The organism is Chromobacterium sp. FG89 (assembly GCF_057808735.1).
Genome location: NZ_JBMDIQ010000017.1, coordinates 1 through 25,574, shown reverse-complemented (window position 1 = coordinate 25,574; position 25,574 = coordinate 1). Strand labels below are relative to the sequence as shown.

At 67.3% G+C, this 25,574-nt stretch carries 22 protein-coding genes; 12 read left to right on the top strand and 10 right to left on the bottom strand.

All coding sequences use genetic code 11. The annotated features are described in order from the left end of the window. Positions 1–222: 222 nt before the first annotated feature. The 5 genes from ACODRW_RS16590 to ACODRW_RS16570 are packed head-to-tail and all read right to left on the bottom strand — an operon-like array spanning position 223 to position 7,171. On the bottom strand, positions 223–1,134 hold the full coding sequence (locus ACODRW_RS16590; protein WP_227106064.1) for a GNAT family N-acetyltransferase: 912 nt from the start codon (positions 1,132–1,134) through the stop codon (positions 223–225). Further along, positions 1,131–2,405: a phenylacetate--CoA ligase family protein gene (locus tag ACODRW_RS16585; RefSeq protein WP_488906208.1), complete on the bottom strand. Its 1,275-nt coding sequence runs from the start codon at positions 2,403–2,405 to the stop codon at positions 1,131–1,133. Before ACODRW_RS16585 ends, ACODRW_RS16590 begins: the two co-directional genes overlap by 4 nt. Further along, complete coding sequence (locus tag ACODRW_RS16580; RefSeq protein ID WP_488906207.1) at positions 2,402–4,825, bottom strand: acyl-CoA reductase; 2,424 nt, start codon at positions 4,823–4,825, stop codon at positions 2,402–2,404. The genes ACODRW_RS16585 and ACODRW_RS16580 overlap by 4 nt, the downstream gene beginning before the upstream one ends. A gap of 1 nt (position 4,826) precedes the next feature. Then, positions 4,827–5,951, bottom strand: coding sequence for a LuxE/PaaK family acyltransferase (locus tag ACODRW_RS16575; RefSeq protein ID WP_227106058.1), 1,125 nt, complete (start codon positions 5,949–5,951; stop codon positions 4,827–4,829). A gap of 29 nt (positions 5,952–5,980) precedes the next feature. Next, entirely contained in the window at positions 5,981–7,171 is a 1,191-nt protein-coding gene (locus ACODRW_RS16570; protein WP_235085396.1) for an MFS transporter, read from the bottom strand. A 567-nt stretch (positions 7,172–7,738) separates the two neighbouring features. Between ACODRW_RS16570 and ACODRW_RS16565 the strand changes: the two genes are divergently transcribed. The 6 genes from ACODRW_RS16565 (at position 7,739) to ACODRW_RS16540 (ending at position 14,202) form a co-directional block, all read left to right on the top strand. Continuing rightward, the gene (locus ACODRW_RS16565) at positions 7,739–8,224 is read left to right on the top strand and encodes a putative pterin-binding protein (protein WP_235085398.1); all 486 of its coding nucleotides are present in this window, start codon (positions 7,739–7,741) and stop codon (positions 8,222–8,224) included. 392 nt (positions 8,225–8,616) lie between these two features. Continuing rightward, positions 8,617–10,689 carry a M60 family metallopeptidase gene (locus ACODRW_RS16560; RefSeq protein WP_488906206.1) on the top strand — a complete coding sequence of 691 codons (2,073 nt, stop codon included), beginning with the start codon at positions 8,617–8,619 and terminating at the stop codon, positions 10,687–10,689. Positions 10,690–10,919: 230 nt separating this feature from the next. Next, complete coding sequence (gene choX / locus ACODRW_RS16555; RefSeq protein WP_488906205.1) at positions 10,920–11,876, top strand: choline ABC transporter substrate-binding protein; 957 nt, start codon at positions 10,920–10,922, stop codon at positions 11,874–11,876. Next, complete coding sequence (cdhC, locus tag ACODRW_RS16550; protein ID WP_107801498.1) at positions 11,873–12,775, top strand: 3-dehydrocarnitine:acetyl-CoA trimethylamine transferase CdhC; 903 nt, start codon at positions 11,873–11,875, stop codon at positions 12,773–12,775. Before choX ends, cdhC begins: the two co-directional genes overlap by 4 nt. A 1-nt stretch (position 12,776) precedes the next feature. Continuing rightward, positions 12,777–13,739, top strand: coding sequence for an L-carnitine dehydrogenase (locus ACODRW_RS16545; RefSeq protein WP_107801499.1), 963 nt, complete (start codon positions 12,777–12,779; stop codon positions 13,737–13,739). Next, entirely contained in the window at positions 13,732–14,202 is a 471-nt protein-coding gene (locus ACODRW_RS16540) for a thioesterase family protein (RefSeq protein ID WP_235085409.1), read from the top strand. The genes ACODRW_RS16545 and ACODRW_RS16540 overlap by 8 nt, the downstream gene beginning before the upstream one ends. A gap of 8 nt (positions 14,203–14,210) precedes the next feature. Here the strand turns inward: ACODRW_RS16540 and ACODRW_RS16535 are convergent, their stop codons facing one another. Further along, a complete protein-coding gene (locus ACODRW_RS16535; protein WP_488906204.1) occupies positions 14,211–15,146 on the bottom strand; it encodes a GlxA family transcriptional regulator in 936 nt (311 codons plus the stop codon). Between the two features lie 327 nt (positions 15,147–15,473). On the opposite strand from ACODRW_RS16535, the gene ACODRW_RS16530 reads away from it, so the two are divergent. The 6 genes from ACODRW_RS16530 to ACODRW_RS16505 all read left to right on the top strand — a co-directional run bounded on the left by ACODRW_RS16530 (position 15,474) and on the right by ACODRW_RS16505 (position 21,069). Continuing rightward, entirely contained in the window at positions 15,474–16,199 is a 726-nt protein-coding gene (locus tag ACODRW_RS16530) for a substrate-binding periplasmic protein (protein WP_227106043.1), read from the top strand. Positions 16,200–16,662: 463 nt separating this feature from the next. Further along, positions 16,663–17,784 carry a Re/Si-specific NAD(P)(+) transhydrogenase subunit alpha gene (locus ACODRW_RS16525; protein WP_107801503.1) on the top strand — a complete coding sequence of 374 codons (1,122 nt, stop codon included), beginning with the start codon at positions 16,663–16,665 and terminating at the stop codon, positions 17,782–17,784. A gap of 10 nt (positions 17,785–17,794) precedes the next feature. Further along, positions 17,795–18,091 (top strand): proton-translocating transhydrogenase family protein, encoded by a 297-nt coding sequence (locus tag ACODRW_RS16520; protein WP_019101645.1) that lies wholly within the window; start codon positions 17,795–17,797, stop codon positions 18,089–18,091. A gap of 9 nt (positions 18,092–18,100) precedes the next feature. Continuing rightward, positions 18,101–19,477 (top strand): NAD(P)(+) transhydrogenase (Re/Si-specific) subunit beta, encoded by a 1,377-nt coding sequence (locus ACODRW_RS16515; protein WP_488906203.1) that lies wholly within the window; start codon positions 18,101–18,103, stop codon positions 19,475–19,477. 174 nt (positions 19,478–19,651) lie between these two features. Further along, a complete protein-coding gene (locus tag ACODRW_RS16510; protein WP_488906202.1) occupies positions 19,652–20,326 on the top strand; it encodes an META domain-containing protein in 675 nt (224 codons plus the stop codon). Positions 20,327–20,391: 65 nt separating this feature from the next. Continuing rightward, positions 20,392–21,069 (top strand): META and DUF4377 domain-containing protein, encoded by a 678-nt coding sequence (locus ACODRW_RS16505; protein ID WP_227106041.1) that lies wholly within the window; start codon positions 20,392–20,394, stop codon positions 21,067–21,069. A 182-nt stretch (positions 21,070–21,251) separates the two neighbouring features. Here ACODRW_RS16505 and pgi read toward each other — a convergent pair whose 3' ends face one another. Genes pgi through pgl form a run of 4 tightly spaced genes read right to left on the bottom strand, consistent with a single transcriptional unit; the run spans position 21,252 to position 25,455 of the window. Beyond that, positions 21,252–22,910, bottom strand: a complete 1,659-nt coding sequence (gene pgi, locus ACODRW_RS16500; RefSeq protein ID WP_107801507.1) for a glucose-6-phosphate isomerase — start codon at positions 22,908–22,910, stop codon at positions 21,252–21,254. Between the two features lie 5 nt (positions 22,911–22,915). Next, positions 22,916–23,767, bottom strand: a complete 852-nt coding sequence (gene hexR, locus ACODRW_RS16495) for a transcriptional regulator HexR (RefSeq protein WP_048415130.1) — start codon at positions 23,765–23,767, stop codon at positions 22,916–22,918. Positions 23,768–23,771: 4 nt separating this feature from the next. After that, positions 23,772–24,797 carry a glucokinase gene (locus ACODRW_RS16490; protein WP_107801508.1) on the bottom strand — a complete coding sequence of 342 codons (1,026 nt, stop codon included), beginning with the start codon at positions 24,795–24,797 and terminating at the stop codon, positions 23,772–23,774. Further along, positions 24,778–25,455: a 6-phosphogluconolactonase gene (pgl, locus tag ACODRW_RS16485; protein WP_107801509.1), complete on the bottom strand. Its 678-nt coding sequence runs from the start codon at positions 25,453–25,455 to the stop codon at positions 24,778–24,780. Before pgl ends, ACODRW_RS16490 begins: the two co-directional genes overlap by 20 nt. Between the last annotated feature and the right edge of the window lie 119 nt (positions 25,456–25,574).

Genomic DNA, 25,574 nt, shown 5'->3' with positions numbered 1-25,574 from the left:
TTACTAGACCAACGACCGGCAGTCCAGAGGACTCCCTGCCACGGCCCGTCCCGAATGGGTACGGCGTGGCAGCAGACGTAGCAGTGCCAAAGGCGGACACGACTTGTCTGCGGTCTAGTAATTTATAGGCTTGCCAGCCCGACGCGGCGTGATTGAGCGCAGCGCGGGACCAAGCCTAAACAGGCTGGCAGAGGCCGTCAAGGCGCAGGGGAGACACGGGCCTCAGGCGGCAACCGCCGCCGCCACCTGCCGGCTCAACTGATGCAGACGATTGGCCAAGGGGCAGCTCAGCGCCAGTTCCTGCCGGCCGTGTCCGCGCAGCAGCAGCGCCTGCCAACTGCCGTCCGGGCCGGGCACCAGGCCGCCGCAGACGAAGCCGGCCTGCTGCAAGGCGTCCGCCGCGCGCGGGGCGTCCGGTCCCAGCGCCAGCCTGACGTAGACCAGCCGTCCGGCCGGCAGCGCCGCCACTTCCCGCAGCCGGCCGCCGCTGACGTCCTCCAGCCCCACTTCCAGCCGCCGGCCGTGGCTGGCGATGCTGAGTCCGCCGGCCGGCCCCTGCGCCGGCGGCGGCGCGCTGCCGAAGGCGCGGGTCAGCGGCGTCAGCCATTCCCGCCACGCTGCCGGCCAGTTCAGCGCCGGGATCGGCCGGCTTTGCAGCGGCAGGCAGCCCAGCACGATGCTTTCCGGCTGCGGCTGGCCAAACGGCGAGGCCACGTAGTCCAGCAACAGGCCGGTGGTGTGGAAGCCCAGGGTCTTGGCCAGGCGCTGGCTCTGGCCGTGGGACGACACTTGCTTGATGGTGAGCATGCTCAGGCCCAGGGCAATGCCTTGGGCGCGCAGATGGCGGCCCAGCGCGGTGGCCAGGCCCTGGCCGCGCGCGTCCGGATGCACCACGTTGAGCGCCAGCTCGGCGCTGCCCGGACAATGCGGGTCGCGCCACAGCGCGGCGTGGCCCAGCACCCGGCCGCCGCTCACGGCGACGGCGGAATGCCAGCGGCCGGCGGCGTTGTGGCGGCGGATCATAGACGGCAGATACACGTCGGGATAGACGTAGTGTTCGCCGTAGATGGCGCGGAACAGGGCGCTGACGCCGGCGGCGTCGTCCGCCTGGAAATCGCGGATGGCGATGCTCATGCCGCCACCTCGTCGTAAGCGCGCTGGTCCACCACCCGCATCAGCTTGCCGGAACGCGGATGGGTGAGCATGGCCTCCGGCGCGCAATAAGCGACGTCCAGCCACAGCAGGCCCTGCCGGCAGAGTTCGGCCAAGGCCGGCTGCGCAGCCAGCAGCCGTTCGCGCAGCGGCTCCGCCGCCGGGGCCGGCGCGTATTCGCTGGCCACTCGCAGGCTGAGGGTGTCGACGCCGTCGCGGCGGCCCACCAGCAACTGCCAGGCCAGCACGCCGTCCTGCCCCCGCAGCAGCGGGTCCAGCTCGTCCGGGAACAAGGACAGCGTGCAGACGCGCACGCGGTGGCCGCGGCTGGCGCGCCCTTGCAGCGCGAACTTGCGTTCCGGCCGCCCGGCCGGCTCGCGCCAGCAGGCCAGATCGCCGGTGGGGTAGCGGATCACCGGCATCAGCCGCCGTTGCAGATTGCTGACCACCAGCAGGCCTTTGCGGTCCGGCTCCGTGATCGGCAGGCCGCTGGCCTCGTCGATGATTTCGACGATGGTGTCGGCGTCGAACACGCGGTGTTCGCCCTGGGCGCAATCCGGCCCGGCGGCGCCGATCAGGCCGGCGTCCACGCTGGCGCAGCCGATGGAGCCGATGCGGGCATTGGGAAACGACCGGCCCAGCAGGGCCAGTTGTTCGGCGAACAGGCTTTCGCCGCCGTAAAGCAGGCAGTGCACGCCGGGCAGCGCGCGGCCGGCCTGTTGCAGCCAGCTGGCGAAGCGCACCAGTTGCACCGGCACGCCGGCCAGCACATTGATGTCCAGCGTGTCGATGGCGTCGGCCAGCGCCGCGTCCTCGACATTGCAGGTGAAGGGAAACTCCACCACCGGCGCCGGCGAGTGCGACAGCGCGCCGTGGATGAACAGCAGGCTGGTGTAGAGATCGCCGGCGAAGAACAGGTTGGCGACGCGGTCGCCGGGCAGCAGTTGCCGGCCCAGGCCCTGGCCGAAGGCGCGCACGAAGGCCTGCCATTCGTCGCGGCGGAACACCGACAGCTTGCCCTCGCTGGTGGAGCCGCCGGTCTTGAACACATGGCCGTCCGCCAGCGGGCCGCTCAGCACCGGCCAGTCTTCCAGCGGCTGGCATTGGCGCCAGTAGTCCGCCGGCTCGATCAGCGGCAGATCGCTCAGCGTCCAGTCCGCCGGCAGCTGGCGGTACAGCGCGGTGAAAAACGGCGAGTGAGCGCGGGCGTGTTCCACCAGCCGGCGCAGCCCGGCCTCCGTGGCGGCCTTCATCGCGCCGGCTCCGTGTTGCGGCGCAGGTCCAACACCAGCGGGGTCTTGCCGCTTTGCGGATGGCGCTGGAACTGACCGGCCGGGGTGGCGATGACGTCCAGTTGCAGCAGGCCGCCGCTGACCACCTCGTTCAGCATCGGGTGTTGCAGCAGGCGGGCGCGCACCTGCGCGGCGTCGCCGTCGGCCAGCACCCGGATGCGGTCGCCGCCGCTGGCGGCGTGGTCCACCAGCCATTGCACAGCCAGGCCCAGCGGCGCGGACAGCGCTTCCGGGTTGACGAAGATGGTGCCGGCGCGCAGCAGCGCGCCGTGGCGGCCGGTGAGCTGGAAGCGCGGCGCCGGCAGGCCGCAGCCGCAGCGGCCGGGCAGCCAGCGGCCCAGATCGCCCAGATCGTAGCGCCGCACGGTCTGGCCTTCTCGCGCCAGCGAGGTGAAGGCCAGGCGGCCGACGGCGCCGGGCGCGGCCGGGCGGTCGCTGTCCTGTTCCAGGATTTCCAGCCACTGGATATCGGCCAATAGATGGAATTCGCCGTCGCGGCCGTGGCCGCAGGCGTGGCCCAGCGGGCCGGCGTCCACCGACCCGTACATCGCGGAGCGGATCAGCTCCACGCCGAAGCCGGCCAGGAACTGGCGTTGGCCGTCGCTGATGTGCTCGCCGCCGCAGAACAGCTTGCGCACGCCGCCGTAGGCGCGCAGCGCGGTTTCCTCGCATTCGAACAGGCGCTGCAAGGTGCCCGGCATCCCCACCAGGGTGTTGACGCCTTGGGACACGATGAAGTGGGCGATCTGGCTGAAGTCGTCGTCCACCGGGCCGCCCATCGGGTATTGCGGCACGCCCAGCTTGTCCAGGATGGTGAAGAAGCTGAGCATGCCGCCGTAAAGGTTGCCGCCGTAGAGCAGATTCATCACCCGGTCATGCGCCGGGTCCAGGCCGGCGGCGAGCAGGCCGTCCGCCGCCGCCTGCATCTGGCGGTGGTAGTCGCGGTAGCTGAAGCCGGCCAGTTTGGGTTCGCCGCTGCTGCCGCCGCTGCGGAAGAACAGCTGGGCGGCCGGCCCCATCTCGGCTTGCTGGAAGGCCGTTTTGTCCATCACCGGCAGCGCGTCCAGGCCGGCCGGCGGCGGCGGCAAGGCGTCCAGCGTCGCATGGCCTGGCAGCTGGCCGTCGCGCAGGCTGACCGACACCCGCCGCGTCAGCCGGCTCAGCGCGTAAACGCCGTCGTGCGGCTCGCCGGCATAGCCGTCGTGCATCGCCCCAGCCGGGCACAGCCGGCCGACGCCGGCGTCCAGCAGCAGGCGGCTGAGCGCCGGCGCTTGCTCCGGCGCGGCGATCAGGCCGCAGCTTTGCAAATGGGTGCGCCAGGGCAGCAGCAGTTCCACCAGCCGCGCGCGCGGCGCCGGCCGCAGTTGCAGAGTGCGGAACAGCGGCGAGGCCGCCAGCTCCTGGCGCTGCGCCCAGGCCACGCGCCAGCCCTCGCCCTGCTCCACCGCGCCGGCCACGCCGGCGAAAGACTGGTCCAGCCGCAGCATGGCCAGCTGGCTGGAGATTTCCGCGGCTTCCTGCACGTCCGGCTGCAGGGCCGGCCAGGCCGGCGCGCGCCGCGCCAGCGCGGCGGCCATGGCCTGGGCCGCGCCGCGCAAGACGGCTTCGTCCTCGCTGTCCACCAGCAGGCATTGCGGGCTGGAGCAGGCTTGCTGGTCGAAACGGCAGACGTCGTCGGCCAGCGCGTCGTAATCGGCCTCCGTCGCCGCAGCCGGGTCCAGGTAGGCGAAGCTGATGCGGTGGCCCCAGGGTATCCAGCGGCAGCCGGCCGGCACTTGGCGGCGGATCGCTTCCAGCGCGGCGTCGCCGCCCCAGGCGGACACGGCGTCGGCGCGGGCCAGCAGGCCGGCCAGTTGGTCGGTGGCCAGCGGCAGCACCGCCACGTGGGCGGCCAGATCGCCGGCGGCGTCGTGGCTCAGAAAATCGGCCAGCAGCCGCGCGCTGCGGCCTTGGTCGCTGCCGCTGGGGCGCAGCCAGTTGACGTTGCCGGCCAGCAGGCTTTCCAACACCGCCATGAAGGGCAGCAGCGGCGCGTTGGCCGGGGTGATGTGGGCCACCAGGCCCAGCGGCCGCCAGCTTTCGAAGCGCGGCTGACGGTAGTCGAAGCGGCGCAGCGAGAAGGCCTGTTCGCCCAGCTCGCGGCCGACCTTGGCTTCCAGCGCCTCGCGCCGGCAAAAGCCTTGCAGCGCATCGACGGCGGCGGCATCCAGGCCCAGGGCCTCCGCCCGTGCCGGCAGCGCGGCGGCGAAGCGCTCGGCGCAATCCAGCACCGCGTCCAAGGCCGGCGGCCGGGCCAGCGCGGCCGGCAGGCCGGCTTGCAATTGCGCCAGCGCGGCGGCGGCGTCCGCGGCGGCGTTCAGTGTTCCGTTCAATAGGTACATATCAGGATTCCTTGATCAATTCGGAGGCGGCCACCGCGCAGCTGCGGCTCTTGCTGGTGCCGGCGCGGCCCAGCAGTTCGAACCAGTCGGTGGCCAGGCCGCAGCCGCAGCTCTCGGCCGGATGCAGCACGGCCAGATCGCCCATCACGATGCTGTGGGCCGGGCTGGAGGTGATGTAGGGCGACAGCAGGTTGAGGAAGCCGGCGGCGCCGTAAGGCTGCGGTCGCAGGCTGGCGGTGTCGCGGATCACCGCGCGGGCGTAGCTGGGCAGGTGGAAGCGGTGGCGTTCGCATTCCACGTAAGGCACCGGGTGCTCCACCGCGCCGTAGCCGTCGCGGCAGCGCGCGTCCGGAATGCCCAGTTGCTCGCCCAGCCGCCGGTACAGCTCGGCCTTGGGGATGGCGCGGTCGGCGTGGGTTTTCCAGCCGCCGCCCAGGAACACCAGCGATTCCGGGTGCAGTTGCAGCGGCGGCAGACCCAGTTCCCGCATCCGTTCCAGCGCGAACCACAGGAAGGCGGGGAAGCCCAGCATGCGCACCGGCAGGCCTTGTTCGGCGAAGTCCTGCAAGGCGCGGATCACGCCGAAGGGATCGAACTCATTGCCGTGGCCGTTGTGGCGCAAGGCGTAACAGGCCTGGTTCACCGGCGCGTACTTGCACAGGAATTGGTCGGTGTAGGCGGTGCCCAGGGTGATGGCGCCGGCCGGCTCATAGCTGAGCAGCAGGTAGTTGCACGGCTGTTGCGGCGTGTCCCAGCCGTAATGCCGGAAGATGCGGTCCACCATGCTTTGCGCCGCGCCCAGGCTGCGCGCGTCGTAACGCATGCGGCTTTTCTGGCCGGTGGTGCCGGAGGAGGTCAGCTCCAGCGCGTCCTGGCCGGCGGCGCTCACCACCAGTTGGCGTTTGAAGTAGTTGGCGAACAGCGGCGGCAGCCGCGACCAATCGTCCAGACCATCCAACGCGGCGGCGTCCAGGCCGTTGGCCTGCAGCCAATGGCGGTAGCCGGGCGTGTGTTCGCAGTGGTAATGGCTCAGCTCGCGCATGGCGGCGTCGAACAGGCGGTCGCCGTCGGCATCGGCGCGATAAGGGTGTTCCAGCGCGCACAGCGCGTCGACATGGTTCAGCATGGTGGAGCTCCGGGAATGAGGAAGGGGATTCAAGCCGCTTGCAGCGCGTAAGCGCGCTGCTTGAGCAAGCGCCACAGCGGCCAGGCCGCCAGGCCGGCGCCCAGCGCGGCCCAGCCGGCGAAGGCTTGCAGGCCGGCGCCTGCGCCCAGCCAGGCCAGCGCGCTGCAACCCAGGCCGAGCAAGGCGGTGGAGATCATGCCCAGCATCGCCGCCACCGCGCCCTTGCCGCTGTCGCTGGCGTAGAGGGTGAAGCGGTACAGGGTGGCGTGGCCCAGGCCCAGGCCGAAGGCGTACAGCGTCAGGCCCGCCGCCAGCGCCGGCAGCGCGCCGCTGGACCAGGTCAGCGCCAGCATCGCCGCCAGGCCGCCGAACAAGGGCAGCAGCGCCAGCCGCAGCACCCGCTCCAGCTCCAGGCGCGCCGCCAGCCGGTTCAAGGTCAGATTGCCGGCGATCAGGCCGCCGAACACCGGCAGCTGCCACAGGCCGTATTCAATGCCGGACAGGCCCAGGCCGCGCATCAGCAGCAAGGGCGACAGGCCGATCCAGCCCACCAGCGGAATGGACAGCAGGCCCAGCGCCACGCTGCCCTGCATGAAGGGGGCGTTGCGCAGCAGCGCCGCGTACTGGCGCGCGCTGCGGCCCAGGCGCAGCGGGCTTGCCGCCAGCCGGCTGCCGTCGCGACGCTCCGCGCCCAGGGTTTCCGGCATCCAGCGCCACAGGCCGACGGCCACCAGCGCCGCCAGCGCGCCGATCAGCGCGAACAGGCCGCGCCAGGGCAGCAGGCCCAGCAACAAGCTGCCCAGCAGCGGGCCGACCAGCGGCGACAGCAGCGCGATATTGGCCAGCAAGGCCATCAGGCGCACCGCGTCTTTTTCCGGAAACGCTTCTTGCAGCGCCGGATAGCTGACCACCATCACGAAGCCCAGCGACAGGCCCTGGATGAAGCGCAGCAGATTGAACAGCTCGATGTCGCGGCTGCCGACGGCGGCGAGACAGGCCAGGGCGAAGCCGACGGCGCCGGCCACCAGCAGCGGTTTGCGGCCGTAACGGTCTGACAATGGGCCAATCAGCCATTGCAGGGCCACCCCGCCCAGCAGATAGGCGTTGAGCGCGGTGGGCACGTGGCGGGCGTCGGCGTTCAAGTCCGCGACGACTTGCAACATGGCCGGCATCACCATATCGCTGCCGATATACGTCAGCAGTTCAAAAGCGGCCAGCAATAGGCAAAAGCCTAACGCCCGGCCCCGGGAAATAGGCAGCAGGGATTGAATTGAGTTTTGACTCATAAAATATCTAGGTAATTTAATGGCGGCCCTATAAAAAACACGGACCATTTAAAACCGACAATAAAAAACGACGCGGAAAAGTGAACTGCGCGGCTTTTGTTTCGGTGATCAAGCAGCGCCGAAGAATGACATCGGCGTACTTAGAAGGGGCGAGATTATAGACAGGCTTGCGAATTGAATTGACTGCCCTATTGGACAGTTATCCTAGAGTAAATATATTAATATCCAAGTTTGGCGACGGATATTTATACAAATAAACCACAACATAAAATAATATGCAAATGGCAAGTCAATTAATATTTGGAGGGACGATTCCAATCAAAACCACAAATGGATTGAATGATGATTTTCCAAATCAGAATTTAAACCGCGTCGCCTCATGCCGGCGGCCAGCCTGCAAAGAGCTCGTTTTCATTGCTTTGCAGCAAGCATGACAATGGATTCCCATGGTTAAAATGTCATCTTCACTGACATCCCCCATGCCTTCAGGAGCCCATCCCCATGAGATCCGTCCTGCCCCTTGCCGCCTTCCTGTCCATGTTCTGCGCCGCGCTTGCGCTGGCCGGCGCGCCGCCGGCGCTGGTGGTCACCGGCCAGATCAAGGTGTCCAATCAGACCCGCGCCGGCGAATACCACTTCAGCAAGGCCGATCTGGAGCGCCTGCAGCAGCGCACCATCCAGACCAAGACCACCTGGACGCCGAAATCGGCCTTTACCGGCCCCACGCTCTCCGCCATTCTGCGCGCCGTGGGCGCGACCGGGCGGCCGGTGGAAGTGGTCACAGAAGACCAGTACAAGGTGGTGATTCCGCCCGGCGACCAAAGCCGCTATCAGCCCATCTTGGCGCTGCGCATCAATGGCCGGCCGCTGGAGGAGATGGGCTTCAGCCAGTGGATGATGTATCCGCTCAACGACTTCCGCGAACTGCAAACCGCCGACATCGACGCCAAGCTGGCCTGGCGGGTGAAGGCGCTGGTGGTGCGTTGAGCGCGGCGTAGCGCTTAGACCCGCTAACAAAACCCCTGATGCTGCGTTGCGCCGACTTGCCTCAGCCGTAAAACTGAGTTTTGTTAGCGGCTCTTAAGCCGCTAGCCAAGCGCTGATGCCGCGTTGCGCCGATTGGCCTCAGCCGCGAGAGCGGTTTTTATGAGCCGCTTTTAGCCGAATTCTCGACTAAAAATGTCAATGCGCTGAATAAATCCAGTTAGTCCCAAGTAAATATTTACCTGAATAAAATAAGAACTTTGGAATAAGAAGCGGACTCCAGTGGGTAGGCTCCCGCCCTTCATGCCGGCGGGAGCCAGGGCGCAACCCGCAACTGGACAGGCCGTGCCCTGCGCCCGCAGCAGTCCGGCATGGCCTGATGGAATAAGAGAAATATGCACGCATTTAAGCTCAGTTCCTGTCTGTGGCTTGGCGCCGCGATGGCCGCCAGCCTGCCCTCTCTGTCCGCCTTCGCCGATGCGCCGCGCCAGCTGACGCTGGAACAGCGCGGCGATCCGGGAGAATGGCTGCTGGCGCACCGCCGCGGCTTCCTCACCCATCCCACTCAGTCCACCGGCTATTGGGCCCGCAAGGGCGAAGCGCTGAGCGTCAATATCGCCTATCAGGGCACGCCGCCCAATCTGCCCCCGGAGCTGTGGCTGGTGCCTATCGCCAACGCCAACAGCGCCATGCCGTCCAATCAGGTGGTCCAGCTGCGCCCCGGCCTCAATCAGATCACCGCGCAGAACGACGGCGTGATCTATTTCGCGCCGCGCAGCCAGCCCGGCAGCGGCAAGATCGTGGCCACGCTGCAAAGCGGCGGCCGCGAAATACCGCGTTTCGTGCTGGGTCAGCACAGCAGCGCGGACTGGAACGCCATGCTGAACCGCCTGTCGGCCGAGCCCTACGCGGAGCTGGTGGGCAAGCGCATGATCGTGACCATGCCGCTGCCCATCCTGCGCCAGCAAGTGGACGATCCAACCGCCACCATGACGCTGTGGGATCGCATCGTCACCCTGGCCGAGGAACAATACGGCCTGGCCGCCGGCAATCCTTACCCGCACGCGGCGACGCCGTTCCAATACCAGTTCGTCACCAAGCCGGACAGCAGCGGCGGCTATATGTCGGCCAGCAATTACTGGCTGGGCACCAATGTCGGCGGCGCCGGCTCGGTGGCCAACTCCAAATTGCTGCAGCAGGACGGCTGGGGCCCCTGGCATGAGCTGGGTCATCACTACCAGATGCCGGCGATGACTTGGAACGACCAGACCGAGGTGACGGTGAACCTGACCTCGCTCTATGTGCAGCGCGCCTTGGGCCAGCGTTCACGGCTGGAAACCGGCGGCAAATGGGACCTGGTGCGCCAGCACCTGAACCAGGCGCAGCCGTCTTACGAGGCGCAAACGGACTTGTTCGTGCGCGCGGCGATGTTCTGGCAGCTGGACCTGGCTTTCGGCAAGGATTTCTACAGCCGGCTGGGACAGCGCTACCGCAGCATGCCCTTCGCCGAGCTGCCCGCCAGCGACGAGGACAAGCGCCAGCGCTTCATCATCGAAACCAGCCGCGTCGCCGGCCAGAATCTGACCCCGTTCTTCGACAAATGGGGCTTGAAGGCCAACTCGAGCACCCGGCAAACCGTGAGCAGCCTGCCCGTCCTGTCGCAGCCGATCTGGCTGAACCGCGACGAAAACCTGCTCTATCGCTATCCGCTGGAACAGCAGGGCCTGGCCGGACGCGTGTCGCTGCCGGCCGCTGTCAACGCCGGCGGCACGTTCAACGTGGAGGCGCGGGTCGTCAACGCCGGCGGCAAGACCCTGCGTTACCAGTGGCAGGTGCCGACCGGTTTCGGCGGATCGCCCGGCAATGGCGCGACGGCGACGCTGACCGCGCCCCCTCAGGCGCTGCAAGGCGCGTACGCGCCGATACGCGTCACCGTCAGCGACGGCGTCACCCAGATGACGCTGGGCAGCGCCATCCAGCTGCGCCGCCCCGGCGCGCAAGGCTACGACGCGATGATTCTGGCCGCCTACAACAAGGGCGCGCTGCAAAAATGGAGCGAGAGCCGCGCGGGCACGCCGGGCGACGTTTACGTCTACGACAACCCCTACCGCAACACCCGCGACTACTTCCAGCTGAAAACCGCCAGCTACGGCTATTTCCCGACCGAAGGCGGCAGCAACGCCGGCTGGCAGTTCCTGGACAGCTATAACGGCGCCCCGCTGTCCGCCACCCAGTCCTACGATCTGGCGATATTGACCGCGCAGCGCAAGAGCCGCCTGAACAGCTGGAGCGACAGCCGAACCGGCACGGTGGGGGACGTCTATGTCTACGACAACCCCTATCGCTCCACGCGCGACTACTTCGTGCTGAAGAACGCGAACTACGGCTACTTTCCCACCACCGGCGTCAGCAACAGCAATTGGACCTTCGTCGGCTCCTATGACGGCAGCCAGTACCTGACCCCGTAAACCCGGGTTCCGCAACCGGCGCCGGCCTCCCTTGTCGAGGCCGGCCCGGTCGCCCGGGTGACGGCATTGGTCGCTCCCGTGCGCTACTATTCGGCGCCGCCCGCCTAGATTGGTCCTTGCGCTCCGGCTCCCTCCGAGTCCGCGGCGTCGACATGGTCACGGCCATGCCTTCCAACCCAGCGGCCCGGCGCTGCCCGTCGGCGACGGAACCGCTTGCGGGAGAAGCCGACATGAAACTCTTCACCCCCTGGCTGGCGCTGCTGTGCGGCGCGCTGGCCGCCCAGGCCTGGGCCGCGGAGCCGGAAAGCTGTCGCAAGATACGCTTCGCCGACATCGGCTGGACCGATATCGCGGCCACCACCGGCCTGGCCTCCGCCGTGCTGCAAGGCTTGGGCTACCAGCCCAGCACCCAGCTCGCCTCGGAGCCCATCGCCTTCACCGGGCTCAAGAACCAGCAGATCGACGTGTATCTGGGCTACTGGGTGCCGTCGCAAACGCCGGCCATCACGCCCTTTCTACAGGCCAAGGCGCTGCAAGTGCTGCCCGAGCCCAATCTGAGCGGCGCCAAATACACGCTGGCGGTGCCCAGCCAGCTTGCGGAGCAGGGCCTGCGCACCTTCGCCGACATCGCGCGCTTTCGCAAACAGCTGGACGGCAAGATCTACGGCATAGAATCCGGCAGCCAGGGCAACGCCATCATCAAGCGGATGATCGCCAACAACGATTTCGGCCTGAAAGGCTTCACCCTGGTGGAGTCCAGCGAAAGCGGCATGCTGGCCGCGGTATCCCGCGCCATCCGGCAAAAACGCATGGTGGTGTTCCTCGCCTGGGAACCGCATCCGATGAACTACCTGATGCGGCTAAGCTATCTGGCCGGCGGCGACCAGGTCTTCGGCGCCGAATACGGCGGCTCCAAGGTCTATACCGTGGTGGCCAACGGCTTCATGCAGCGCTGTCCCAACGCCGGGAAGCTGATCAGCCAGCTGCGCTTCAGCCTGGACATGGAAAACCAGGTGATGAACGCCATCCTCAAGCGGGTCCCGCCCGCGCGCGCCGCGCGCCAATGGCTGCAAGCCAACCCTCAGCCGCTGGAACGCTGGCTGGACGGCGTCTCCTCCTTTGACGGCAAAGCCGGCCTGCCCGCGGTCCAGGCCTATCTGCGCCAAGGCGAAGGGAACGGGCCATGAACCGGGACATCGTGCTGAGCTGCGCCGTCACCGGCGCCGGCGACACCGTGGGCAAGCACCCGGCGATACCGGTCACGCCCAAGCAGATCGCCGCCGCCGCGGTGGAGGCGGCCCGCGCCGGCGCCACCGTGGTGCACTGCCATGTGCGCGACCCGCTCACCGGCAAGGGCAGCCGCGAGCCGGCGCTGTATCGGGAGCTGGTGGACCGCATCCGCGCGTCCGGCGTGGACATGATTCTGAATCTGACCGCCGGAATGGGCGGCGACGTGGAGATCGGCCCCGGCGAGCGGCCGCTGCCGCTGGGGCCGGGCACGGACCTGGTCGGCGGCCTGGAGCGCCTGCTGCACGTGGAGGAACTGCGCCCGGAAATCTGCACCCTGGACTGCGGCACGCTCAACTTCGGCGACGGCGACTTCCTCTACGTGGCCACGCCCGGGCAGCTGCGCGACGGCGCGCGACGCATTCAGCAACTGGGCGTCAAGCCGGAGCTGGAAGTGTTCGACACCGGCCACCTGCGCTTCGCCAAACAATTATTGAGCGAGGGGCTGCTGGACGCGCCGCCGCTGTTCCAGCTCTGCCTGGGCATCCCCTGGGGCGCGCCGGCCGACACCACCACGATGAAGGCCATGGTGGACAGCCTGCCGCCGGGCGCGCAGTGGGCGGCCTTCGGCATCGGCCGGCTGCAAATGCCGATGGTGGCGCAAGCGGCCTTGCTGGGCGGCCATGTCCGGGTGGGGCTGGAAGACAATCTGTATCTGGCCAAAGGGGTGTACGCCAGCAACGGCGCGCTGGTGGAACAGGCGCGGCGATTGCTGGACCTGATGGGCGCGCGGGTGCTGACGCCGGCGGAAGGCCGGATCCGCCTGGGCCTGCCGCCGCGCGGCGTAAAAGGAGATTGAGATGCACCGTACCGACATCGCCACCCTGGGCCTGCTGGGCGCCGGCGTCATCGGCGGCGGCTGGGCCTGCCGCGCGCTGGCGGCCGGCCGCGACGTGCTGGCCTGGGACCCCGCGCCGCAGGCCGAAGCGCGTCTGCGCGCCCAAGTGGAGCGCGCCTGGCCGGCGCTGGAACGCCGCGGCCTGGCCGCCGGCGCCGCGCCCGAGCGGCTGCGCTTCGTCTCCCGGCTGGAAGACTGCGCCGCCGCCGCCGACTTCATCCAGGAAAGCGCGCCGGAAACGCTGGCGCTGAAACGGGAACTGCATCGCCGCGCCGACGCGGCCGCGCCGGAGACGGTCATCATCGCCTCCTCCACCTCCGGCCTGCTGCCTTCCGAGTTTTACCAGGACGTCCGCCGTCCGGCGCGCTGCGTGGTGGGCCACCCCTTCAATCCGGTCTATCTGCTGCCGCTGGTCGAGGTGCTGGGCGGGCGCGACACCGCGCCGCAGGCGCTGGACGCCGCCGAGCGCGTCTATACGGCGCTGGGCATGCGGCCGCTGCGCGTGCGTCACGAGGTGCCCGGCTTCATCGCCGACCGGCTGCTGGAGGCCCTGTGGCGGGAAGCGCTGCACCTGGTCAACGACGGCGTGGCCACCACCGGCGAAATCGACGACGCCATCCGCTTCGGCGCCGGCCTGCGCTGGGCCTTCATGGGCACCTTCCAGACTTACGCCCTGGCCGGCGGCGAAGCCGGCATGCGCCACTTTCTGAGCCAGTTCGGCCCGGCGCTGCAACTGCCCTGGACCCGGCTGCCGGCCCCGGACTTGAGCGAGGCGCTGATAGACCGGGTGGTGGACGGTTGCGCGCGCCAGCTGGGCCAACGCTCCATCGCCGATCTGGAGCGCTATCGCGACGACTGCCTGATTGGAATCATGGAAGCGGTGGCGGCCGCCAAGCGCAAGCATGGGCTGGCCGCGCATGAATAAGCGCCTCGTCCTGCTCCGCGCGCAAACGCGGCCGGAATGGCTGGACTACAACGGCCATGTCCGCGACGCCTATTACCTGCTGGTGTTCAGCCACGCGGTGGACGCGCTGATGGAGCGCATCGGCATGGACGCCGCGGCGCGCGAGCGCGGCGGCCACACCCTGTACACGGCGGAGCTGCATCTGCGCTATCTGCGCGAAATCCGCCAACAAGCCGAGCTGAGGGTGGAGGGGCGACTACTGGAGCACGACGCCAAGCGGCTGCGGCTCTATCTGAGCCTGCATCGCGACGAGGAGGCCGACGCCGCGGCCGGCTGCGAGCTGATGCTGCTCAATGTGGACCCCGGGCTGGGCCGGAGCGCGCCGTTCTCCGCGCCGGTGCGGCACAGCCTGGACGCGCTGTCGCGGCGGCAAGCCGGCCTGCCCTGGCCCGAGGATTGCGGCCGCCGCATCGAGATGCGCTGAGAAGCGGCTCACGCCTCGCGCCGCTCCGTCCCCGGCGCGCAGCCGAAGCGGCGGCGATAAGCGCGCGCGAAGTAGCTGGCGGACTCGAAGCCGCACGCCGCGCTGACCTGGGTGACGTTGAGCCCGCTCTGGCGCAGCAAGCGCCGGCCGTGTTCCAGGCGCAGGCCCAGATAAAAGACATTGGGCGCCGCGCCCAACTGGGCGCGGAACAAGCGTTGCAGCTGGCGCGCCGTCACCCCCGCCCCGGCCGCCAAGGCCGCGCTGTCCAGCGGCGCGTCCATATGTTTTTCCATCAGGGTCAGGGCCTGGATCAGCTTGCGGCTGTGCACGCCGTAACGCGCGCCCAGTTCCAGCCGTTGATGATCGCTCTGGGCGCGGATGCGCCCCAGCACGAATTGCTCCGAAACCTGCACCGCCAGATCATGGCCATGGCTGCGCGCCATCAGGGCCAGCATCATGTCGATGGAGGCGGTGCCGCCGGCGGAACTGATGCGCCGCGGCCCCAGTTCGTAAAGCTCCTGCGTGGCGTTGAGCAAAGGATAGCGCTCGCGGAACGCCGGCAGCGCCTCCCAGTGCAGGGTCAGCCGCTGCTGCCGGAACAGTCCGGCCTCGGCCAGGATGAAACAGCCGGTGTCGATGCCGCCCAGCACCCGGCCGGCGGCGTCCTGAGCGCGCAGCCAGGCCAGCAGGCCGGCGCCGCCGTGGCGCAGCGGATGAAAGCCGGCCACCACCAGCACCGCGTCGGCCGCCTCCGACTCGCCCCAGGCGCCATGCGCCGCCAAGGACATGCCGTTGCTGGCGACCACCGGCCGGCCATCGACGCTCAGCAGCCGCCAGCGATAGGCGCCGCCGTGAAAGCGGTTGGCCACGCGCAAGGGCTCGGTGGCCGCCAGCAAACCCAGCATGGAAAACTCGGGCAGCAGCACAAAGCTGAAATCCCGCATGCTCAGCCCTTGTCCGCGGCAATGATGAAACCCATGGCGCGCCTTCGTTAAACATGTTTACAATCAACAGCCTACCGTTCATCCACTGAAAACGGCAAGCCGACGCGCGGCGATCCACGCCGGTCCGCGCCGCGCCAGCCAATGGGACAGGTTGCCGATGCGGACATTTCCAATACCATATTGTTTCCATGGTTTTTTTCGGAACGGTGAATTTTTCCGCCCGCGCCGCGCCAGGCCGTCCGATAATGACCCACTGGCCGCAGTCGGCAGCGCGGGGCCGCCGACGCCCGTTCGCACCTGTTCATCATTGTGAAACTCAAGTCTCTTTTGGCTCTGGTCTGCCTGCTGGCAGGCATGCAGTGCGCGGCGGCGGAGCCGACACTGGTCTTCGCCTACAATCTGTTCCCGCCCTGGAAGACCATGGACGCCCATGGCGTGCCGCAAGGCCCGTACACCGAGCTGATGCGGGAGGTGGCCAGGCGCGCCAAGCTGCGGCTGGTCTTCCTGCCCTGCCCGCTGGCGCGCTGCCTCCAATACCTGCGCCAGGGCAAGGCCGATGTGGTGATCGGCGTGAAGAACACCGCCTCCCGCCGCGAATTCATCGACTTCATCGAACCCGCCTTCGCCAGCGGCAGCCGGCTGGCCCTGTACCAGCGCGCCGACGACCCGCGGCCGCTGCGCAGCTACCGCCAGCTCTATCCCTTTTTGATCGGCGTGGTGGAAGGCGTCCGCTATCAGGACGAGTTCGACGGCGATCTGCGCCTGCGGCGCGAGCCGGCCCCGTCGCTGGACTCCAACTTCCGCAAGCTCAAGGCCGGCCGCATCGACGCCTTGATCGCCGACGAGCGCCAAACCGCCGAGCTGGCCGCCGAAGCCGAATTCCGCCAGCACGTGAGACGCGCGCCGCTGCTGCTGTATTCGCCGGAGCCGCGCCGCATCGGCCTGTCCCCGCGCTCCCCGTACAAGCGCCGCATCTCGCTGGCGATGCGCTCCATGCTGCAGGACGGCACCGTGGCGCGGCTGCTGGCGGAAGCCCAGCGGCCGGCCTCCTAGCCGGCCCCGCCGTCGCGCGCGCGCAACAGCCGGCGCCCGCCTCCGCGGCCGCGCGCGCCGGCTGACAACTGGCGCTTGTCGCAGCTTTACAAGCCGCGCCATCAACGCTAGTGTCCTGCATAAGCCTTGCCGGCAGCATATGCGCGTCGACCGGCCGCACCCGCCTCCGCGCCTTGTTCCGCCTGCCCGCCAACGGCCGCTTCGCCGTCTTTCTTCCGCATTCCCGCTCCAACAGCCGCTGACTGGCCTCTGTCTGATTCACGTCACATCGCTGCTGTAGGGTTTTGCTAGCATCCGGCCCTTTCACCGTCGAAATTGTCCGACGGTATACGGTCGGCAATATAAGTGTTGCGCGGAAAAATCCCGCATGCCTTTAATTGAATTCAAACGCTCGTTCGATTTTGCGCCGCACGGGCGTTCGCTATCTGGAAACTTTGTTATCTAATCGCAGGAAAGGAAGACCATGCATATCGCTATCCCAGCCGAGAGGCTGGCCGGTGAACACCGCGTGGCCGCTACGCCGGACACGGTGAAGAAGCTCGTCGCCGGCGGCCACGCCGTCACGGTGGAAAGCGGCGCCGGCCTCGCGGCCGCGCAGCCGGACGCGGCCTATCAGGAAGCCGGAGCCGCCATCGCGGCGGACCGCGCCGCGGCGCTGGCCCAGGCCGACATCGTGCTGACGGTGCGCCCGCTGGACGAGGACGGCATCGCCGCGCTGAAGGACGGCGCGGCGCTGATCGGCCAGCTCAACCCCTATCACAACCACAGCCTGCCGGCGCTGGCCGCCAAGCGCGTCTCCGCCTTCGCGCTGGAGCTCTTGCCGCGCAGCACCCGCGCGCAGAGCATGGACGTGCTCTCCAGCCAGAACAATATCGCCGGCTACCGCGCGGTGCTGCTGGCCACCCAGCACTATCCGCGCTTCATGCCCATGCTGATGACCGCGGCCGGCACGGTGAAGCCGGCGCGGCTGCTGATCCTGGGCGTGGGCGTGGCCGGCCTGCAGGCCATCGCTACCGGCAAGCGCCTGGGCGCGGTGGTGGAGGCCTTCGATGTGCGGCCGGCCACCAAGGAGCAGGTGGAATCGCTGGGCGCCAAGTTCATCGAGGTGCCGATGAGCGAGGAAGAAAAAATGGCCAATAGCGGCGTCTACGCCAAGGAAATGTCCGAGAGCTACCGCCAGCGCCAGGGCGAACTGGTGGCCAAGCACGCCAAGGCGGCGGACATCGTGATCACCACCGCGCTGATCCCCGGCAAGCCGGCGCCCAAGCTGCTGTCGGCCGATGTGGTGGCGGAGATGAAGCCCGGTTCGGTGATCGTGGACCTGGCGGCGGAAACCGGCGGCAACTGCGCGTTGACCCGCCCCGGCGAGACCGTGCGTCTGGACAACGGCGTCACCGTCGTCGGCCAGACCAATCTGCCCGGCCTGCTGGCGGCGGACGCCTCCAGCCTGTACGCCAAGAACCTGCTGACCTTCCTCGGCCTGCTGCTAACGCCGGAAGGCCTGAACCTCAATCTGGAAGACGAGATCCTGTCCGCCACGCTGGTGACCCACGCCGGCCAGGTCCGCTTCCCCGCCGCCGATTAAGGAGAACAAGATGGTCGATCCTTTCATCACCAGCCTCACCGTCTTCGTGCTGGCCGTCTTCGTCGGCTACCACGTGGTCTGGAACGTCACCCCGGCGCTGCACACCCCGCTGATGGCGGTGACCAACGCCATTTCCGGCATCATCATCGTCGGCGCCATGCTGCAGGTGGTGGACATCAACGGTTCCGAAATCACCCTCACCTCGGTGTTGGGCACCATCGGCATCTTCCTCGCCAGCATCAATATCTTCGGTGGCTTCCTGGTCACCCAGAGGATGCTGGACATGTTCAAGAAAAAGAAGAAATAAGGGACCACGATGGAAAACCTGTCCGCAATTCTTTATCTCGTAGCCGCGGTGCTGTTCATCCTGGCGCTCAAGGGCCTGTCCAGCCCCGCCTCCGCCTTGCGCGGCAACCTCTACGGCATGATAGGCATGCTCATCGCCGTGGCCACCACGCTGCTGATCATGGACAAGCCGGTGCTGGCGCTGATCGCCTCCGCCATCGTCGCCGGCGGCGCCATCGGCGCGTGGAAGGCCAAAACCGTGCAGATGACCGGCATGCCGGAACTGGTGGCGGCGATGCACTCGCTGGTGGGTCTGTCCGCGGTGCTGATCGCGGTGGCGGCCATCTTCCACAGCGGCGTGGAGCACACCCAGGTGCAAAAGGTGGAGCTGTTCATCGGCGCCTTCATCGGCGCGATCACCTTCACCGCCTCGGTGATCGCCTACGGCAAGCTGTCCGGCCGCTTCGGCTCCAAGGCCGTGAACTTCAAAGGCCAGCACCTGCTTAATCTGCTGCTGGCCGTCGCCATGGTCGGCTTCGGCGTGGTCTATTTCCTCAGCGACAGCCAGGCCGCCTTCCTGACCATGCTCGCCATCGCGCTGGCCTTGGGCGTGACGCTGATCATTCCGATCGGCGGCGCCGACATGCCGGTGGTGGTGTCCATGCTCAACTCCTACTCCGGCTGGGCGGCCGCCGGCATCGGCTTCACGCTGAACAATCCGGTGCTGATCATCGCCGGCGCCTGCGTCGGCGCCTCCGGCGCGATTCTGTCCTACATCATGTGCAAGGCGATGAACCGCTCCATCGTCGCGGTGCTGCTGGGCGGCTTCGGCGCCGAGGCGGCCGCGGGCGGCGGCGCCAGCGACGGCGGGCCCAAGAACCACAAGTCCGGCTCCGCCGAGGACGCGGCCTTCCTGATGGCCAACGCCGACAGCGTGATCATCGTGCCCGGCTACGGCCTGGCGGTGTCCCGCGCCCAGCACGCCTTGCAGGAGTTCGCCGAAATCCTGCATCAGAAAGGCGTCAACGTGCGCTACGCCATCCACCCGGTGGCGGGCCGGATGCCGGGCCATATGAATGTGCTGCTGGCCGAAGCCGAAGTGCCCTACGAACAGGTGCAGGAGATGGAGGAGATCAACTCCGACTTCTCCAACACCGACGTGGTGCTGGTGATAGGCGCCAACGACGTGGTCAACCCGGCCGCGCAGAAGGACAAGACCAGCCCGATCTACGGCATGCCCATCCTGGACGCGCACAAATCGCGCAGCGTGATCGTGGTCAAGCGCTCGATGAACGCCGGCTACGCCGGTCTGGACAATGAGCTGTTCTATATGGACAAGACCATGATGGTGTTCGGCGATGCCAAGAAGGTGGTGGAGGAGCTGCTCAGGGGAGTGGAGCAGCTGTAAGGCTCCGCCCCATGCCTCCGGCATTTCAAAACCGCCCAATGTTTTAAGCTTGGGCGGTTTTTTGTTTCCATCTATTTCTATCCCCGCTTTTCCGCCCCGCCGCGCTTCACAAGCGGCGCCCGCCCGGTGTATTGTAAACAAATATTAGTTTTTGTTTATACATGGAGTATGGCAATGCAAAATACTGGCTTCTCCGCCCGGCGCCTGGCGGCGCTGTGGCTGGGCGCGCTGGCCTTGCCGCTGCCGGCGCTGGCCATGCCCAATCTGCAGGGAACCGAATGGCGGATGGTGGAACCCGCGCCGGTGGGCCAAACGGCGCCCACCCTGGCTTTCCACCCGGGCAAGATGACCGGCTTCGCCGGCTGCAACCGCTTCGTCCGCACCCTGGACGCCCAGGGCAAGCCGCAGGTGGCGACCACCCGCATGGCCTGCCGGCCGCCGCTGATGGAGATGGAGCAGCACTTCGTCGCCTTCCTCTCCAGCCCCTTCCGCATCTTGCCGGACGGCCGCGCGCAGAAACTGGTGCTGAAATCGGAGCGCGCCGAATACCGCTTCGTGCGCCTGACCCCGGACGCCGATCCGGCGGCGCAGCCGGCCAAGCTGCAATACCTGTACGTGGCGCCTGAACGCCAGGCCTGCCGCAACGGCGAAGCCGCGCGCGACTGCCTGCAGGTGCGCGAACGCGCGGAACAGAGCTGGCGGCCGCTGCAAGGCGAAATCGCCGGCTTCCACCCCAAGCCCGGCGTCAGCTATTACATCAAGCTGAAACCGGCGGAGCAGGCCGACGCCGGCTCGCGCTGGACGCTGGACCGCATCGTTTACAGCGAGGAAGTCAGCAAGCTGCGCTGAACTCTTGAGAACGGCGGGCGCTCCAACCGCAGCCCGTCCCCGCCTTTAACCACGGAACATCGATAATGAAAAAATCGCTTTTGCTCGCCGCACTGACCGCAGCCGCCCTGAGCGCCTGCGCCACCCCGCAAACCGGAGCCAAAATGGACGCCCAAGCGGATATCAAACTGGAGGCGCTGGCCGGCCAATGGAAGCAGGACGCCGCCGAACACCCGATCACTCTCAGCTTCAAGGACGGCGGCGTGTCCGCCCGCGCCGGCTGCAACGGCATGTTCGGCCCGGTGTCGCTGGAAGGCGGCAAGCTGGTCAGCAAGCAGTTGGCCAGCACCTTGATGATGTGTCCGCCGGAGGCGATGGAGCGCGACCGCGCGCTGGCCGCCTTCCTGGGCGCCAAGCCCGCGGTCAAGCTGGCCGGCGACAAGCTGACCCTGCAGGCCGGCGACAAGACGCTGAGCTTTGACCGCCAGCCCTCGCTGGAAGGCGGCGTCACCCGCTTCGTCTACGTCGCCGCCGAGCGCAAGCCCTGCACCGGCGTGGCGCCGATGCAATGCCTGCAGATCCGCGAAAGCAAGGATCAGCCGTGGCAGCTGCACTACGGCGAGATCGAGGGCTTCAAGCCGGAGCCGGGCATCGCCTACCGTCTGCGCCTGAAGGAATTCAAGGTGGCGAACCCGCCGGCCGACGCTTCGTCCCTCCGCTGGGTGCTGGACATGGTGGTGGAGCAGGAAGTCGTTAAGAAATAACAGCCCATTCACGAGCTCGCCAGCAAGACCAGGCGTTGCGGCTGAGAAAGCAGAACGCACACAGCATTTCGAGGCTGTTTTCAACGCCGTATCGCCGCCACGCGGCAAATCGTGCACAGCGGGCGTGATCCAAACAAAACGCGAGGCCTCGGCCTCGCGTTTTCATTGGTCCGCCGTCCGGCTCAGCACTTGCAGTCGTCGGCGTTGACCTGGCGGTACAGCTCGATCAAACGGCGGGTGGAGCTGTCGTGCTCGGCGTGCTTGAGCTTGCCGGTCAGTTCCGCGTGTATGGTCTTGGCCAATTGCTTGCCCAGTTCCACGCCCCACTGGTCGAAGCTGTTGATGTGCCAGATCACGCCCTGAACAAAGATCTTGTGCTCGTACAGCGCGATCAGCGAACCCAGATTGCGCGGGTTCAAGCGGCTCATCAGCAAGGTGTTGGTGGGGCGGTTGCCGCCGAACACCTTGTGCGGCACCAGCGCTTCCAGCGCCTCGCCCTTGAGGCCCTGCTCCGCCAGCTCCGCGCGCACCTCGTCCGCGGTCTTGCCGCGCATGAAGGCCTCGGCCTGGGCGAAGACGTTGGCCAGCAGGATTTCATGGTGGCCGGGCAGGCTGGAGCAGTTCTGCACCGAGGCGATCAGGTCGATCGGCGAGATATGGGTGCCCTGGTGCAAAAGCTGGAAGAAGGCGTGCTGGCCGTTGATGCCGGTCTCGCCCCAGATGATGGGCGCGGTTTCGAAATTCACCGGCTGGCCGTCCAGCATCACCTGCTTGCCGTTGGACTCCATGTCCAGTTGCTGGATGAAGGCCGGCAGACGGTGCAGGTATTGATCGTAGGGCGCGATCACATGGCTGCCGCCGCCGTAGTAGTTGATGTACCAGACGCCTATCATGGCCAGCAGCACCGGCATGTTCTGCTCGAACGGCGCGTTTCTGAAATGCTGGTCCATGATGTGGGCGCCGTTGAGGAGTTCGGTGAAGTTCTCCTCGCCCAGATAGAGCATGATGGGCAGGCCGATGGCCGACCACAGGCTGTAGCGGCCGCCCACCCAGTCCCAGAATTCGAACATGTTCGACGGGTCGATGCCGAAGTCCGCCACCGCCTTCTGGTTGGTGGACACCGCGACGAAGTGCTTGGCCACCGCGCTTTCATCGCGCGAGCGCTGCAAGAACCAGTCGCGCGCGGTCAGCGCGTTGGTCAGCGTCTCCTGGGTGGTGAAGGTCTTGGACTCCACCACGAACAGCGTGGTCTCGGAATGGACCTTTTTCAGCGTTTCCTTGAGCTGGGCGCCGTCCACATTGGAGACGAAGTGCATGTTCAGCCGCGGGTGGCCGAAGGGCTTGAGCGCGCTACAGACCATCAGCGGGCCCAGGTCCGAGCCGCCGATGCCGATGTTGACGATGTCGGTGATGGGCTGATTGGTATAGCCCAGCCATTCGCCGGAGCGCACCGCGTGGGCGAACTTGCCCATGCGCTCCAGCACCGAATTGACCTTGGGCATCACGTCTTCGCCGTCCACGTGGATGGGCGAATTGGTGCGGTTGCGCAAGGCCACGTGCAGCACCGCGCGGTTTTCGGTGCTGTTGAGCTTCTCGCCCTTGAACATGGCCTTGATCTTGGCCGGCAGCCCGGCTTCGCGCGCCAGCTGCATCAGGCCCTTCAGGGTGTCGTCGGTAATGCGGTTTTTGGAGTAATCGAGGAACAGGCCGCCCACCTCCAGCGCATAGCGCTCCGCCCGCTCCGGATCGGAGACGAACAAATCGCGCATGTGCTGGTGCTTGGCCTCGGCAAAATGGTCCCATAGTGCCTGCCAGGCCGGTAGTTCGGTCAGTTCGCTCATGATGGTCAATCCTCTTCGGTTTTGTTGTCCAGCCTTCGGTTCTTCAGGCTGTGCTTGGTTTTTTCCAGCTGGCTGATCAGGCCCGGCCCGCGCTTGAGCGCCACGCTCACCGCCAGGATATCGATCTGCACCAGATGCACGATGCGCGAAATCATCGGGCTATAGGTTTCATTGTCTTCCAGCGTGTCGGCGATCAAGGCCACGGTGGAGCGGCGCGCCAGCGGCGAACCGCTGGTGGTCAGCGCCACCACGCTGGCGCCGGCGGACAGCGCCACGTCCACGGCCTCCAGCAATTCCAGCGTGCGGCCGGAGCTGGAGATCGCCACCAGCACGTCGCCCGGGCCCAGCACCGAGGCCGCCATCATCTGGATGTGGGTGTCGGAATAGGCGACGGTGGGAATGCCGAAGCGGAAGAATTTGTGCTGGGCGTCCGCGGCGATGATGCCGGAGTTGCCCAGGCCGTAGAATTCGATGCGGCGCGCGTCGGTCAACAAGCGGACCGCGGATTCTATCGATTGCGGATTAACGTCGTTGCGGCACTTGAGCAGCGCGGACACGGTGTTGTCGAACACCTTGGCGACGATTTCCGAAGTCGGATCTTCCGGGCGCACGCTGGAATGCACATAGGGCACGCCGGTGACCAAGCTGCCGGCCAGCTTCAGTTTGAAGTCCGGCAGGCCGGAACAGCCCACGGTGCGGCAAAAGCGGATCACGGTGGGCTGGCTGACGCCGGCGTTCTTGGCGATGTCGGCCACCGCCGCCTGGATCACGGTGTAAGGCTGTTCCAGCACCAGCTCGGCCACTTTGCGCTCGGCCGAGGACAGGATCTCCAATTGGCTCCTGATACGTTCAAGCATGTATTTACTCTCCTGCCGCGCCGTCGTCAGGATGCGCCCGGAGTCGGGCGCGGGCGCTCGCCAGTTCGGCCGCCAGATGGGCGGCCACGCCCGGCAAAGCCGGGTAGGAGCTGACGATCAGATAGACCGGAATCGCGGCCAGATAGCCGGACATCCGTCCCTTATCCTCGAAGCGGCGGCGGAATGGTGATTGTTCAAAAAAACCGCGTAGACGCGGCACGATACCACCACCTAGATACACGCCGCCACGGGCGCCGAGATTCAGGGCCAGATTCGCCGCCGCGCCGCCCAGCATGCCGCAGAACACTTCCAGGGTTTCGCGGCAGCGCGGACAGGCGCCGGACAGACCGCGCGCGGTGACCTCGGCCGGGTCCAGCGCCGCGGCCGTTTCGCCGGCCCGCTCGCACAAGGCCTGATAAATCAAGGGGATGCCGGAGCCGGACAACAGGCGCTCGGCGGACACGTGGCCGAAGCGCCGCATCGCGTAAAGCCAGATGTCGGCCTCGCGCTCGTCAAACGGGGCGAAGCCGACGTGGCCGCCCTCGCCGGACAAGGGCGCATGGCCGCCCGGATAGGGAATCAGCGCCGACACGCCCAGGCCGGTGCCGGGGCCGATCAGCGCCAGCGGCGCGCCGGCCTCAGCCTCGCCGCCGCCGATTTGCAGTAGTTCGCTGGCCGGCAGATGCGGCAGGGCCAGCGCCAGCGCGGTGAAATCGTTGATCACCAACAGCGTGGTCAGGCCCAGCGCCTGGCGCGTGGCCTCGATGGAGAAGGCCCAATGGTGATTGGTCATCTGCACCCAGTCGCCCAGCACCGGATTGGCGATGCCGAAAGCCGCGTGGGCGACCGCGCGCGCGCCGGCCAGGTCCAGATAGGCGCGCACCGCGTCCAGCAGCGTGGGATGGCCGGCGCAGGGCAGCACCTCGATGTCCTCGATCACGCCGGGCGCGGTCTCCAGCGCGAAGCGGGCGTTGCTGCCGCCGATGTCGGCCAGCAGCCGCGGCCATTGCTCAGGCAGACCAGTAGACATCCAGCTCCACCTTGTTCTGGGCCAGGAAATGGCTGATGGGCAGCGCGTCGCTGACGCCCTGGGCGGCGGCGTCCAGCACCTGACGCTTCTTGTCGCCCTGGATGGACAGGATCAGGCAGCCGGCGCGCAAGAGCGCGGCGTAACTCATCGACACCCGACGGTGCGGCGCGGTCTTGGGCGTCACCGCCAGGAAGGCGGCGGCGGACGCCGGGTCCAGGCCGGCCGCCAGCTCGTCGGCGCCGGGGAACAGCGAAGCGGTGTGACCGTCCTCGCCCATGCCCAGGATGGCGACGGTGGGCGGAACGAAAGCGGCGTTGGCGCGCGCCACGTCGGCGTCGATGTCCGCGGCGTCGCCGACCAGGGGCAGGAAGCGCGCCTCCACGGCGCGGTCGCGCAGCAAGTGGACGCGCACCAGCGCGGCGTTGCTGTCCGGATGGCTGTCCGGCACAAAACGCTCATCCACCAGGGTGACGGTCACCTTGGACCAGTCTATCGCCATGGTGCTGAGCATGTGGAAGAAGGGGATTGGCGATTTGCCGCCGGACACCGCCAGCACGGCGGCGCCCTGGCTGGCGATGGCGGCGGACAGCCGCGAGGCCACGCTATTGGCCAGCGCGGTGGACTGTTGCTCGCTATCGGAGAATTCTACGCAGTTCATCAGCGGCGCTCCGCGGGTAAGAAGTTAAGGTCAAACACTGGTGCGGTCATCGTCGCGAGCGCCTCGAGGTCGAAGCGAGACGCGCAGCCGTACGGTAGTACGGCGAGCACCGCAGCATT